This is a genomic window from Sphingomonas sp. SL1004 (genome assembly GCF_057815015.1).
Genome location: NZ_JBYMUX010000001.1, coordinates 139,121 through 151,813, shown reverse-complemented (window position 1 = coordinate 151,813; position 12,693 = coordinate 139,121). Strand labels below are relative to the sequence as shown.

The window sequence follows — 12,693 nt, the reverse complement described above, 5'->3', positions numbered from 1 at the left end:
GGACACCCACGTCCTAGCTCGGATACGATGATGGTCGCGCCCGCCCTTACGCAGAAACCGCTCCAGGATACGCATGGTCGTACGATCAAGTATCTGCGGATTTCGGTGACGGACCGCTGCGACCTGCGCTGCCGCTACTGCATGTCCGAAAAGATGACGTTCCTGCCGCGCAGCAAGCTGCTGAGCCTTGAAGAGATCGCGATCATCGCCGAACGCTTCATTGCGCGCGGCGTGACGAAGATCCGCCTTTCGGGTGGCGAGCCGCTCGTGCGCCGCGATGTTGCCGAGCTCGTCCAGCGTCTGGGCCACAACATCGGGTCGGGCCTGGAAGAGCTGACGATGACCACCAACGGCACGCGCCTCGCGCAGCATGCTGAGGCGATGGTCGATGCCGGGATCCGCCGCGTCAACGTCAGCATGGACAGCCGCGATCCGGAGCGCTTTCGCTACATCACCCGTCACGGCGACGTGTCGCAGGTGATCGGCGGGATCTACGCCGCGCGCGATGCCGGGCTCGCGATCAAGATCAACATGGTCGCACTGAAGGGCTTCAACGAGGACGAGATCGCGCCGATGCTCGCCTGGTGCCGTGACGAAGGCTTCGACCTGTCGCTGATCGAGACGATGCCGCTGGGCGCGATCGACGAGGACCGCACCGACCGCTTCCTGCCGCTCACCAAGGTGTTCGACGAACTCAGCGAGCAGTTCACTTTGGCGCGTGACGCGCACAAGACCGGCGGCCCTGCGCGCTACTGGAACGTCGACGGCACGCGCACCCGGCTCGGGCTAATCTCGCCGCTGACCGCCAATTTCTGCGACGGCTGCAACCGCGTCCGCCTCACCACCGAGGGCAAGCTCTATATGTGTCTCGGCCATGACGATCAGGTCGACCTGAAGGCTGCTCTTCGCGAAGGCGGCACCGCCGGGCTCGACGAGGCGATCGACGCCGGCCTCTACGCGAAGCCGAAGGCGCATGACTTCCGCATCGGCGCCGGAGAAGGCCCTGCCGTAGCCCGTCACATGAGCGTTACCGGCGGATGAGTCGGTACGAGCGGCGGGCGCTGGTCGCGTCCAATACCCCGCCTGCTCGTGCCGCCGAGGCCGAACTCGCCGACATGGGCGAGTGGGTCTCGGTCGAGGATGCCGACGTGATCATCGCGCTCGGCGGCGATGGTTTCATGCTCCAGACGCTTCACGCCATGCTGGAGCGTCGCAAGCCGCCGGTGCCGGTGTTCGGAATGAACCTGGGCACGGTCGGCTTCCTGATGAACGAATGGCGCCACCACGGCCTCAGCGACCGCCTGGAGCGCGCGAAGCCGTTCAAGGTGATCCCGCTCAGCATGACCGCGCTCGGCGTCGATGGCCGCACCCACACTCTGCCCGCGATCAACGAGGTGTCGTTCCTGCGCGAGACCCGCCAGACCGCGAACCTCGAAGTGACGGTGAACGACCGCATCGTCCTGCCCGAACTCGCCTGCGATGGTATCCTTGTCGCGACGCCGGCCGGCTCCACCGCGTATAATTTGTCCGCGCACGGTCCGATCCTGCCGCTCGGGTCGGGCATGATCGCGCTGACCCCGATCAGCCCGTTCCGGCCACGGCGCTGGCGCGGCGCGATCCTGCCCGACAAGGCACGGATCGGCATTCGCGTGCTCGATCCGTCCAAGCGCCCCGTCTCCGCGGTTGCCGACCAGCGCGAGATCCGTGACGTCGCGCAGGTCGATATCTGCATGGACCGCGCGCGCGAACTCACGCTGTTGTTCGATCCCGAGCACGCGCTCGACGACCGCATCACGATGGAACAGTTCGTCGCCTGAACGCGGTTTATCGCAGAGTTTTCGTTTTTCCGCGGAAACCTGCTTGCATCGTCCGACCGGCCGTTTATAGAGCCGCCTCCGGCAACGTTCCCTGATAGCTCAGCGGTAGAGCTCTCGACTGTTAATCGAGTGGCCGTAGGTTCGAATCCTACTCAGGGAGCCATTTTCCAGCGGTCGGCGCTGCAGCCGCGACAGCGGATTGCCTGTCCATTCTCCCGTCGCTTCGATAGCTTCTCGCCCTGTTCTCGGGTTGGTAGTGTCTCGTCCATACCGGGTTGCAGGCCGCTGCCCCCTGCTCCACTGGAGTGCGATGCGCAGGTATCTCCTCTTCCTTGTTATCCTCGTCCCTGGTGGCGCCGCTGCACAGGCGATCCAGCCCGGTCGGTGGGACATCGTCTCCACCGCGGTCGACTTGGTCGTACCGGGGGCACCGGGCTTCCTGTTGCGGATGATGAAGGGACGATCGAAGACCGAATACAAGTGCGTCGCGCCCGCCTCGGCGCAGACCGGGATTGCGGCGTTGCTGGTGCCCGATCCCAAGGCGCAATGCCGTATCGACAGCCAGCAGATCGGCGGAGGTCGCTATGCGCAGACCCTTACATGCCCGCAGAAGAAGGGCGGGCCGATGCAGGTCACGCGGTCCGGCACCTATTCCGCCACCGGATTTGTCGGACGGCTGAAGATGGCAGGACAGGCGCCCAAGGGACCGCTGGCGATCACCATCGATCAATCCGCGGCGCACGTCGCCGGCGCCTGCCGCAAATAGCCTCGTCGCGGTACCGCTCGCCAGCCTTATGGCGAGCGGTACCGCGGTCGATCAGAACGCGACCTTGAACTGGCCGCCGATGATCCGCGGTTCGTTGACCATGCCGGTCAGGTTGTTGAAATCGATCGCGCTGATGCTGCGATACTGGTTGGTGATGTTGCGGACGAACGCGCCGATCTCATAGCCCTGCGGTGACTTGTACGCCGCCTTCAGGCCGCCTTCGAGCGACGACTTGCCGGTGAACTCGACCGAGTCGTACAGGAAGAAGTTGATGCTGCTCCGGTAGACCCAGTCGGTATAGGCATAGATCTCGCCGCCATTGGCGAGCGGAATGCCGTAGCGTGCGGTCCAGTTGGCGATCCAGCGCGGTGCCTGGGGCAGGTCGTTACCATCGATCATCGCGAACCCGCCGACGATCGGATCCAGCACGGTGCACGTCGCGCAAATCCCGACGCCGATGCTGCGATCGCGGATCTCGGTGAAGTTGTAGCTGCCGCTCGCGGTCAGCGACAGTTCGGGCAGCGGCCGCGCCTCGAACTCGCCCTCGACGCCGTAGCCGATCGCCTTGTCCGCGCTGATCAGCCGCGCCGAATTGCTGCTGCCGCCGACCGCGGTAATCTGCAGATCCTTCGTGCTGTACCAATAGGCGTCGAGCGAGAAGTTCACCTTCCGGTCGAGCAGCGTACCCTTGAAGCCGCTCTCGCCCGAGATCGTGGTCTGCTTGGGCGCGGTGCTCTGGACGCTGCCGAAGGTCACGCGGTCCTGGATCGCCGGCCCCTGATAGCCGGTCGCGATCCGCGAATAGACGTTGATCGCCGGCGTCAGTTCATAGGTCGCGCTGGCGTCCCATGTCACGTTCGACGCGCGGACCACTGCGCGGGCGGGCAGCGTGTCGGTGATGCCGCTGCCGGGGATCGGCGCGGTGATCAGGTCGTTGCGGTAATCATGCGAATAGCGGACGCCCGCGCGCAGCGTGAGCTTGTCGGTCGCCTTCGCCTCGATGGACGCGAACGCCCCGTAATTCTCGTTGCGGTTGTCGTGGAAGATGTCCTGGTCGAGATCGGTCGCGCGCGATCCCGTGCCGCCGAACGCATAGTCGTAGGCGTGGTACTGCAGCTTCTGGTGGAAGTAATACAGCCCGCCCTGCAGGCGGATGCCGTTCATGTCCTCGCTGGCGTAACGGAGTTCCTGGCTGAACTCCTTGGGTCGGGTGACGCCGCCGGTGTTCGACGGAAACAGCCCGACACTGGGTGCGCCCAGCGTGCCGCCGAGGAACGTATAGTTGTTGCCGCCATCGATATCGCCGGTGCTCTCGACCTTCGCCTGCTCGTAGGCGGTCACCGAATAGAAGGTGCCGATCCCGTCGAGATGATAGTCGAGCCGCAAATTGGTGCCCCATTGCGTCAGGCTTTGGCTTGTATAGCCGTCGAGCGCGACGTGCTTCGGGTCGAACCCGGCGTTGAAATCATTGGTGCCCGGCTTGAACAGACCGGCGCGGAAGATGCGCGGGGTACCGTCGAGATCGCGGACATGGACGTTCAGCAACGCGTTGAAATCGCTGCTCGTGTAACCGAGCTGGAAGCGGCCGGCGACGTCGCGATAGCCCTCAAGCTTGCGGTCGGCATTGCCCGTGGCGGAGTCGTTGGTCACCCAATCGTCGCGCGACTGGATGATGCCCGATGCGCGGAAGGCAAAGCCGTTGCCGATCGGCAGGTTGATCGCGGCCTCGGCGTTGATCGTGTTGTAGGTCGCCCAGGACCCGGTCGCATAGCCAGACGCCTTGTCGGCGTTGGGCTTGGCGGAATCGATCTTGACGACGCCGGCGGGCGTGTTGCGACCGAACAGCGTGCCCTGCGGGCCGCGCAGAACCTCGACGCTCTGCAGATCGAAGACCGGGAACGACTTAAGCAGCGGGCTCTCGAGCGCTACGTCGTCATATACGACCGACACCGGCTGCGCGGCGTTGGGATCGAAATCGGTGTTGCCGAGACCGCGGATGTAGAAGCGCGGGAAGGTGCGACCGAAGGAGGATTCGACCTGGAGGCTCGGCGTACGGCCGGCGAGGAAGCGGATGTCGAGGCCGCTCGAGTTCAGCACGTCGAGCTTCTCGCCGCTGATCGCGGTGACCGCCAACGGCACATCCTTCGCCGATTCCTGGCGGCGGGTCGCGGTGACGACGATCTCGCCGACACCCTGGTCGTTGGATGCGGTCGGCTGCGCCTGGTCCTGCGCGGCGGCGGGTACGGCGAAGAGGAGCAGAGGCGCGCTCGCGGCGAGCAATCGGGCGATGGTAGACGCAGTCGGTCGAGTCATGGATGTTCCCCCCTAAGGTTTCAAACATCCCTCCAGCGTCGATCCGTGTGACCCGGATCCGTAGCAGGACGGTAACACGCCCGTAACACGCGGCAATAGCCGGACGGCGCGGCGCTGCGCTTTTGCAACGGACCGCGACATCTTTGCCCCACTAGGATCGGATCGACATTCAGCGCCAACGATCCTCCCCGCCAGGGGGAGGTGGCGCCGAAGGCGACGGAGGGGGCGGACACGGAACAAGGGTTTCCCTTACCTCCCCCTCCGTCTGGCAAATGCCAGCCACCTCCCCCTGGCGGGGGGGGGATTGCGAAGTTCAACGTCGAGCTCAGCGCTTGAGCGGCCGCATGTAGAGCGCGCGCATCGCCGCCTCCATCTTGGTGCGGTCGACGCTGCGGACGACGGTCTGTGCGCGCTCGCCGAGATGCGGGCGATAATCCTCGGTCCAGGACAGCGTGTCGCCATAGGCCGCCGTCTGGCTCGTCTCGAAATCGACATACACCGTGTCGGCGCGCGTGACGATCTCCGGATTCAGCCAGACCATCGCCGCCAGCTCGTCCCACATCGGAAAGCCCGGTTCGAGGCCGGTCTGCAGCGTGTCGGTCAGCGCGGTATGCGCCGGTTTCAGGCTGTCGAGAAACTCTCGCGTCCACTGCGTCCCGGTCGACGGATCGACCGGGACCATCGTCACCTTCGGCCAAGCCCCATGCGCCATGATCCGCGCCGCCTCTGGATCCCAGCGGATGTTGAACTCGCGCCGCGGCGTGTTGGCGAACTCGCGTGCGAACTGCTCTGCGGACACGGTGTCGAGCGTCTGCTGCGGGTTCAGGCTGCCGCCCATGTAGACGAGTTCCTTCACGTTCGCCGCAAAGCTCGGGTCGAGGCTCTGCGCGATCGCGACGTTGGTCATCGGGCCGGTCGCGAATAGCGTGATCTGATGCGGATGCGCGCGCACCATGCGGACCAGGAACGCCGCCGCGATCTCGCTCGATGGCTTGGTGGTCGGATTACCGATCGGCAGGTTCGGTACCACCGCGGGCGACGGCGCGCCCGGATGCGACTGTTTGGTGTCGCCCGGCCAGTAATCGGTCCACGGCCCCTTGAAGACGAGGCGGCCATACATCCCCTCCCAGCGCTTGGTCGCCTCCTGGCTGTTGAGCAGCGGATAGGTTGCGCCCGGCACCACCGGCACATCGGTCCGCTTGAGGATCTCGACCGTGCGCAGCGCATAGGCCGTGGCGGTATCGCGCCACACCGACCCGCTGGTGGTCGTAATCCCCAGCACCTCGACATCGGGCGCCTGAAGCAGCAGCGTCGGTACGCCGTTCAGTCCGATGATGTCGTCGTCGATCAGGACGAGCCGCTTGGCCGACCGTTCCTTGGCCGAGGCCGCGACCGGTACGGCAAGCACGAACAGCGCGGCAAGACGCACCGCGGACATGAAACGAAACGACATCGGGCGCTCATCCTGCAAATTGGACCGGCCTCTCCTGCCGCCAATACTCCGTGCCAATCGCCTCCCGGTCAATTGCAAAGGCGTTCAGATCAAAAGCTTGTCGAGCGTGATCGGCAGGTCCCGCACCCGCTTCCCCGTGGCGTTGTAGACCGCGTTGGCCACGGCCGCCGCGACGCCGGTAATACCGATCTCGCCAACACCATGCGCGCCCATCGGCGTATGCGGATCGGCGATGTCGGTCCAGATCACGTCGATCTCGGGCACGTCGAGATGCACCGGCACGTGATATTCGGCCAGGCTCGGGTTCATGATGCGGCCGTTGCGCTCGTCGAACTGCGTCTCCTCCATCAGCGCCATGCCGAGGCCCATGACGATCCCCCCGCGGAACTGGCTGCGCGCTGTCTTCGGATTAAGGATCCGACCGCAGTCGAACGCGCCCAGGAAACGGCTGACCCGCGTTTCGCCGGTGACCGCATTGACGCGCACCTCGCAGAACAACGCGCTGTGCGAATGCATCGACCAATGCATCAGTTCGAGCGGCTGCGATGCCTCCTCCGTGACCACCAGCGTCTCGCGCTGCGCCCGTTCCAGGATCGAGACATAGCTTTCGCGCCGGGTCGGATCGTCGAGCTTGGCGAGGCCACCGTCCTCGCTGCCGACCTCGTCCGGCGAAAGACCGGCAAGCGGCGAATCATTGCCCGCAAGCTTCAGCAGTTCGGCGACCAGCGCATGATGCGCGGCGATCACCGCGGCACCGATCGCGGCCGTCTGCTGCGATCCGCCCGCCAGGATCGCGCCGGGAATGATCGAGTCGCCATAGCCGACCGACACGCGGTCGAGCGGCAGTCCCAGTCGATCGGCAGCGACCATCGCGGTCGTCGTCGCGGTCCCCATGCCCATCTCCTGCGCGGATACCTCGACCACCGCGTGCCCGTCCCGGCTCAGCGTGATCCGTGCGGCCGCCCCGGGCATCCGGTAATAGGGATAGGTCCCGGTCGCACAGCCCATGCCGATCAGCCATTCGCCCTCGCGGTGCGTGCCCGGCGTCGCGCTCCGCTCGTTCCAGCCGAACCGTTCCGCACCGCTGCGCCACGCCTCGGCGATATGCCGCGACGAGAATGGCAGGCCCGAGGTCGGATCCTTGTCCGGCTCGTTGCGGATACGGAGGGCGATCGGGTCCATGTCTAGCGCGATCGCAAGTTCGTCGATCGCGGATTCGAGCGCGAAGGTGCCGACCGCCTCGCCTGGCGCGCGCATGAAGGTGTTGGCGAGCATGTTCATCGTGACGGTCTCGACCGACAGCTTGAAGCTGTCCGCGGCATAGCCGGCGCGGGTGCCGAGGATGAACGGCTCGGGCATGTTGTTGTGCGGCGTCATCGCGGCGATGCCGGTGTGCACCAGCGCCTTGAACCGCCCATCCGCATCCGCGCCGATCGCGACCCGCTGTTCGGTCAGCGAGCGGCCACCGACGATCCGGTACACGCCCTCGCGCGACAGCGTGATCCGTACCGGCCGCTGGACCAGCCTGGCCGCGGCAGCACCGAGGATCTGGTGATCCCACAGGCACTTGCCGCCAAACCCGCCGCCGACGAACGGCGAGGTGACGCGCACCTGATCCGCCTTCAGGTCGAACACGTCGGCGATCGTCTGCGCCTCCGCAGTGACGAGCTGGCTGGCGTCGTGGACGATCAGCTGGTCGCCGACCCACGCGATCGTCGCGGCATGCGGCTCGATCGCGTTGTGGTTGTGCGGTGGCGTACGATAGACGTTGTCGACCTTGTGCGGTGCCGCCGCCAGCATCGCATCCGCGTCGCCGATCTCGTTCAGGAGCGGCTGGCCCATGAACAGCGCCGGTTGCGGCCCCGCCGCCTTCGCATCGGCGAGCGAGGTGGTCGACGGCTCGGCCGCATAGCTCGGCACGATCAGCGATGTCGCATGATCGGCCTGCTCCTGCGTCTCCGCGAGCACGACGGCGATCGGCTGGCCGTTCCAATGCACGCGGTCGTCCTGCATGACCGGGAGGTCCGCCGGGCCTGCCGCGGTCGGCGACGAGCCGAACACTGCGGGCGTGTTCATCCGCGGCGCGTTCAGGTGGGTCATCACCAGCACGACGCCCGGTGCAGCCTCGGCCGCCGCGGTATCGATCGCCGTGATCCGCCCGCGCGGGATCGTCGCATAGGCGAGCGCAGCGTACACCATGCCCTCCAGCGGAACCTCGGCGGCGAACTGCGCCGCGCCGCGCACCTTCAGCGGTCCGTCGAGCCGCGACACCGACTTGCCGATCAGCCCGTGCTGCTGGCGGATCAGCGGATCGGGCACCCCGCCGGGGATCCAGCTGTCGGGTGCGAGCGGCACCAGCTTGCTCATCGCGCCCTGCACCAGGCCTTGAGTAGTTTCCTTGACCGTATCGACGATGCTCATGCTGCTGCTCCGGCAAGGTCGCCGAGCACGGCGACGAGGGTGCGCTTGGTCAGTTCGATCTTGAAGCCATTGCCGCCGAGCGCCCTGGCGTCCGCCATCTCGGCGATCGCGGCGTCGAGGAACGCTGCCGCCGTCGCCGGACCGCCGCGCAACACCGCCTCCGCCTTCGAGGCCCGCCACGGCTTGTGTGCCACCCCGCCCAGCGCGATGCGAACGTCCTTGATCCGGCCGCCCTCGATCTCGAGCGCCGCCGCGACCGAGACCAGCGCAAAGGCATAGCTCGCCCGGTCGCGCACTTTCCGATAGGTCGAATTGGCGGCGAACGGCAGCGGCGGCAGTTCGATCGCGGTGATCAGTTCGCCCGGCTCCAGCACGGTATCGAACGCCGGGTGATCGCCCGGCAAGCGGTGAAGCTCGACGAACGGCAGCGTCCGCGCGCCACCCCTGCCCTGCAGATGCACGGTCGCATCCAGCGCGGCGAGCGCCACGCACATGTCCGACGGATGCGTCGCGACGCATGACGCCGACGCGCCGAGAATGGCGTGTCCCCGCGTGAAGCCGTCGATCGCGTCGCAGCCCGACCCCGGCGCGCGCTTGTTGCAGCGTGAACCGTCGGTGTCGTAGAAATAGGTGCACCGCGTCCGCTGGAGCAGGTTGCCGCCGACCGTCGCCATGTTCCTGATCTGCGCCGATGCCCCAGCCAGGATCGCGCGCGACAGCACCGGATAGCGCGCCCGCACCGCGCGATGCTCGGCGAGCGCTGTATTGCGGACCGCCGCCCCGATCATCAGCCCGCCGCCTTCGGTTTCCTCGATCGTCGTTGCCAAACCGGTGACATCGATCAGCGTCGCCGGTTGCGCGACCGTCTCGCGGATCAGGTCGACCAGGTTGGTCCCGCCACCGAGATAGGCAGACGCATTTGCCTGCCCAAGCCTCAGAGCATCGGCCGCGTCCTCGGCGCGCGCGTAGGTAAAGGGGGTCACGCCGCCATCTCCGCCGCGCCCGTATCGGCCGTCAGGGTCTCGCGGATCGCGTCGATGATCCCATTATGCGCGCCGCAGCGACACAGATTGCCGCTCATCCGCTCCTGCAATTCCTCGCGGGTCAACGTGACGTCGGCGGTCAGATCGGCGCTGACATGGCTCGGCACGCCGCGCTTCGCCTCGGCCGCCATGCCGATCGCGGAGCAGATCTGGCCGGGCGTGCAATAGCCGCACTGGAACCCGTCATGCTCGATGAACGCGCGTTGTAGCGGGTGCAACGTGTCGCCGTCCGCCAGCCCCTCGATCGTCGTGACCTGCCGCCCGTCATATTGTACCGCCAGCGCCAGGCACGAGACGATCCGCTCTCCATCGACCAGAACCGTGCACGCACCGCACGCGCCCTGGTTGCACCCCTTCTTCGTGCCCGCCAGGTGCAGCCCTTCGCGTAACAGGTCGAGCAGCGAGACACGGGGATCGCCGGGCACCGCCACCGCGGATCCGTTGATGAATATCGACATCGCCACCTCCTGCTGATCCCGCGGCCGAAACGAACCGGGCGACCCTTATTTCAGTACCGATCGGTATAATCAGGACCTAGGGGGTCTGCCAAGCGAAGAGACGCGCTGTGTACGTTCAGATCATTAGAAATTTTTCACGCCTCATTCGCGCGACAGGACGACTGCGGCCTTGGCAGCGAAATCGCGCATCGCGGCGGCGATCGACGCCGACGAGAGTTCGCGGCGATCCGGATCGATCGCGCACAACGTACCGTAGAATGCTCCGTTCGGGAGAATGATCGGGAACGACGCGTAACTCTTGAAGCCGTACAGGATAGGCGCCGGATGCGTGACCCATTCCGGGTTCGCAGAAACGTCGTCGACCACCACCGCTTCGCCATATTGACGGATGTCGTTGCAGATCGTCGTCGCGATCGCGAGTTCGTCCCCGGGCGACAGACCGAAGTCGATCCGGTCGAGCACTTGGCACGCGACCCAGCGGGTATCGGTCACGCGGGCAACTGCGACGAACCCCATCCCCGTCAAATCCGCCGCATCCTGCAAGATACGCCGCAACTCCTCGCTATCCCCGTCACGCGCCACCTCGATGGCGAAATCGTCGAGCATTATCGTGTCCCCCAATTCAAAGCCCTGACGGCACATATGTGATTTGCGACGCATATTGCACCCAAGCGGCTCGGAATGAGGTCAAGATTTGCGCCTTGCGTTCCGATCAGCGATCGCGAAATTGGTAGAAATTCATGACGTGCCGCGCGAAATGACTGAAATGTCACTATTGCATCGATAATCGACCAATTACATTGAGGCCATGACTCATAATCTTCCTCGCGGTCGATCGGACGTGGAAAATCTGACGGCGATACTGGATACGTTGCACGTCGCCTTGTCGGCGGCCGATGGCGCGGGTGAGCATAATCTTGCCGCGCACATCGCGCTGGCGGTGCATTGGGCAGAGCAGCGTCTGCTTGCGCTGTCGAGAGATTGATGATCCATTTGCGGTCGATGCCCGGCGTCGTGGCACCACCCGTTTTCCTGGAGCGTTAGAGTGGACCTCAAAGAGCAAGCCAACACTGCGCAGCGTCTTTTGAAGATGCGTGCCTTGCGATGGGAGTATTTTCGGGGCGATATATTCGACGAGCATGGCTGGAACGCGTTGCTCATCCTGTTCATCGCAGAGGCACAGGGCCGATCGTTGACGGGCAAGGAGGTCGTGGAACAATGTGGCGCGCCGGCCAATGTCGGCATCCGCTGGCTGATGCACCTGTCGTCCGAGAAACTGATCCGCGAGACTGGTAGCACCGTGGCGCTGACCGATACGACACGCGCCGAACTCGCCGAATATCTGACGCAGGTCGCGAACCTGTTCAACGACTCCGTTGCCGACGAGAACACCGCCAAAGTCTGACGATATCGAAAGGCAGTTCGGATGGGCAAAGCCATCGAGGGGCGCCGTGTGTTCGGCCGACCGATCGCTCCCGAGGCGCGCCCCGCCCGCCATGGTCATCTCTTATCCCCGACGCCAAATCTGTAGACGCCGCCTGTGCGCGGTTGGCCCGACGTCCCGTCTCGCCCGGCGTGCTTGCCCCCTGCGATAAGATTTCGTCGAATTAGATGGACATAGACCTCATACCGACTTCATTATAGACAAAACATAGATTATTCTCTGGTAATAGTCATTTGATAGGGGCGCTATGCCGACGGCCCATTGCGTTTCGACGACCGACGGCATCATTATCGCTGTCGACAAGAGCTTTTGCGAGCTATTGCAGATAGATGAGGCCAATCTCGTCGGAGAGTCGTTTCGATCTATCACGCATCCTGACGATATTGCGAAAAGTGTCGCCATGTTGAACGCGTTGGAAGATCGTGCACCGCCGATCAGCCTGGAAAAGCGGTATCGTCGCACCGATGGGGAAACTGTCCACGTTCATCTGCTCGTGTCGCTGTTCTCGAATGCCAACCGGCTGATCAGCACCCTGTCCTGGGGCCGGCGCCGCGAAACCGAATGTTCGCCGGGTCGCCTGTGGCAGGCGGCGCTGCACGTGAAGCATGTCGCGGGCATCCGGAAACTGGAACTCGGGATCGATATCTGCTCGGATTATGTCAGCGAAATCATGATCCACATCTACCTCGCCGAAGCCGAGGGTCGGATCGTTGCCGTCGACCAACTGTCGGAATCGACGGATCTGAACGCGTCGACCGCGATGCGCTGGGTGAAGGTGCTCGAACAGCGCGGCCTGATCCAGACGGTCGCAGATGGTGCGGATGCCGTGCAGTTCACGCACGCCGGACTTACCAAGATGGAACGGATTCTGGGCGCGATGCTGCAACCGCTCGACACGCTGGAAGGCGCCGATAACACCTGAATAGTCGCGGCACTGGCAAACAAAACGCGCTGGAGACTTGCAGGGTAACCGGTGTC

The 12,693-nt window shown here is 64.9% G+C and carries 12 protein-coding genes and 1 tRNA gene; 7 read left to right on the top strand and 6 right to left on the bottom strand.

Features of this window, described 5'->3' with window-relative positions; genetic code table 11:
• Window positions 1–27: 27 nt before the first annotated feature.
• The 4 genes from moaA to AC3D24_RS00750 all read left to right on the top strand — a co-directional run bounded on the left by moaA (window position 28) and on the right by AC3D24_RS00750 (window position 2,583).
• The gene (gene moaA / locus AC3D24_RS00765) at window positions 28–1,041 is read left to right on the top strand and encodes a GTP 3',8-cyclase MoaA (protein ID WP_489027331.1); all 1,014 of its coding nucleotides are present in this window, start codon (window positions 28–30) and stop codon (window positions 1,039–1,041) included.
• The gene (locus AC3D24_RS00760) at window positions 1,038–1,817 is read left to right on the top strand and encodes an NAD kinase (RefSeq protein WP_489027329.1); all 780 of its coding nucleotides are present in this window, start codon (window positions 1,038–1,040) and stop codon (window positions 1,815–1,817) included. Before moaA ends, AC3D24_RS00760 begins: the two co-directional genes overlap by 4 nt.
• Before the next feature lie 88 nt (window positions 1,818–1,905).
• Window positions 1,906–1,980: transfer RNA gene (locus tag AC3D24_RS00755), tRNA-Asn, on the top strand.
• Window positions 1,981–2,127: 147 nt separating this feature from the next.
• Entirely contained in the window at window positions 2,128–2,583 is a 456-nt protein-coding gene (locus tag AC3D24_RS00750; protein WP_489027327.1) for a DUF3617 domain-containing protein, read from the top strand.
• A gap of 51 nt (window positions 2,584–2,634) precedes the next feature.
• Here AC3D24_RS00750 and AC3D24_RS00745 read toward each other — a convergent pair whose 3' ends face one another.
• From AC3D24_RS00745 to AC3D24_RS00720, 6 genes are all read right to left on the bottom strand, one after another.
• Complete coding sequence (locus AC3D24_RS00745; RefSeq protein WP_489027325.1) at window positions 2,635–4,896, bottom strand: TonB-dependent receptor; 2,262 nt, start codon at window positions 4,894–4,896, stop codon at window positions 2,635–2,637.
• A gap of 325 nt (window positions 4,897–5,221) precedes the next feature.
• Window positions 5,222–6,349, bottom strand: coding sequence for a nucleoside hydrolase (locus tag AC3D24_RS00740; protein WP_489027323.1), 1,128 nt, complete (start codon window positions 6,347–6,349; stop codon window positions 5,222–5,224).
• An 84-nt stretch (window positions 6,350–6,433) separates the two neighbouring features.
• Window positions 6,434–8,770, bottom strand: a complete 2,337-nt coding sequence (locus AC3D24_RS00735) for a xanthine dehydrogenase family protein molybdopterin-binding subunit (protein ID WP_489027322.1) — start codon at window positions 8,768–8,770, stop codon at window positions 6,434–6,436.
• Complete coding sequence (locus AC3D24_RS00730) at window positions 8,767–9,753, bottom strand: FAD binding domain-containing protein (RefSeq protein ID WP_489027321.1); 987 nt, start codon at window positions 9,751–9,753, stop codon at window positions 8,767–8,769. Before AC3D24_RS00730 ends, AC3D24_RS00735 begins: the two co-directional genes overlap by 4 nt.
• A complete protein-coding gene (locus tag AC3D24_RS00725; protein ID WP_489027319.1) occupies window positions 9,750–10,271 on the bottom strand; it encodes a 2Fe-2S iron-sulfur cluster-binding protein in 522 nt (173 codons plus the stop codon). Before AC3D24_RS00725 ends, AC3D24_RS00730 begins: the two co-directional genes overlap by 4 nt.
• Before the next feature lie 141 nt (window positions 10,272–10,412).
• Window positions 10,413–10,877, bottom strand: a complete 465-nt coding sequence (locus AC3D24_RS00720) for a GAF domain-containing protein (RefSeq protein ID WP_489027317.1) — start codon at window positions 10,875–10,877, stop codon at window positions 10,413–10,415.
• 235 nt (window positions 10,878–11,112) lie between these two features.
• Between AC3D24_RS00720 and AC3D24_RS00715 the strand changes: the two genes are divergently transcribed.
• The 3 genes from AC3D24_RS00715 to AC3D24_RS00705 all read left to right on the top strand — a co-directional run bounded on the left by AC3D24_RS00715 (window position 11,113) and on the right by AC3D24_RS00705 (window position 12,637).
• Complete coding sequence (locus tag AC3D24_RS00715) at window positions 11,113–11,256, top strand: hypothetical protein (RefSeq protein ID WP_489027315.1); 144 nt, start codon at window positions 11,113–11,115, stop codon at window positions 11,254–11,256.
• A 60-nt stretch (window positions 11,257–11,316) separates the two neighbouring features.
• Window positions 11,317–11,676, top strand: coding sequence for a hypothetical protein (locus AC3D24_RS00710; protein WP_489027314.1), 360 nt, complete (start codon window positions 11,317–11,319; stop codon window positions 11,674–11,676).
• A gap of 286 nt (window positions 11,677–11,962) precedes the next feature.
• The gene (locus AC3D24_RS00705) at window positions 11,963–12,637 is read left to right on the top strand and encodes a PAS domain S-box protein (RefSeq protein ID WP_489027312.1); all 675 of its coding nucleotides are present in this window, start codon (window positions 11,963–11,965) and stop codon (window positions 12,635–12,637) included.
• The last annotated feature ends 56 nt before the right edge of the window (window positions 12,638–12,693 follow it).

Excerpts from the sequence above, each read along its gene's own strand:
- moaA (WP_489027331.1), top strand. The coding sequence starts at position 28 with ATGATGGTCGCGCCCGCCCTTACGCAGAAACCGCTCCAGGATACGCAT.
- AC3D24_RS00760 (WP_489027329.1), top strand. The coding sequence starts at position 1,038 with ATGAGTCGGTACGAGCGGCGGGCGCTGGTCGCGTCCAATACCCCGCCT.
- AC3D24_RS00750 (WP_489027327.1), top strand. The coding sequence starts at position 2,128 with ATGCGCAGGTATCTCCTCTTCCTTGTTATCCTCGTCCCTGGTGGCGCC.
- AC3D24_RS00745 (WP_489027325.1), bottom strand. The coding sequence starts at position 4,896 with ATGACTCGACCGACTGCGTCTACCATCGCCCGATTGCTCGCCGCGAGC.
- AC3D24_RS00740 (WP_489027323.1), bottom strand. The coding sequence starts at position 6,349 with ATGTCGTTTCGTTTCATGTCCGCGGTGCGTCTTGCCGCGCTGTTCGTG.
- AC3D24_RS00735 (WP_489027322.1), bottom strand. The coding sequence starts at position 8,770 with ATGAGCATCGTCGATACGGTCAAGGAAACTACTCAAGGCCTGGTGCAG.
- AC3D24_RS00725 (WP_489027319.1), bottom strand. The coding sequence starts at position 10,271 with ATGTCGATATTCATCAACGGATCCGCGGTGGCGGTGCCCGGCGATCCC.
- AC3D24_RS00720 (WP_489027317.1), bottom strand. The coding sequence starts at position 10,877 with ATGCTCGACGATTTCGCCATCGAGGTGGCGCGTGACGGGGATAGCGAG.
- AC3D24_RS00705 (WP_489027312.1), top strand. The coding sequence starts at position 11,963 with ATGCCGACGGCCCATTGCGTTTCGACGACCGACGGCATCATTATCGCT.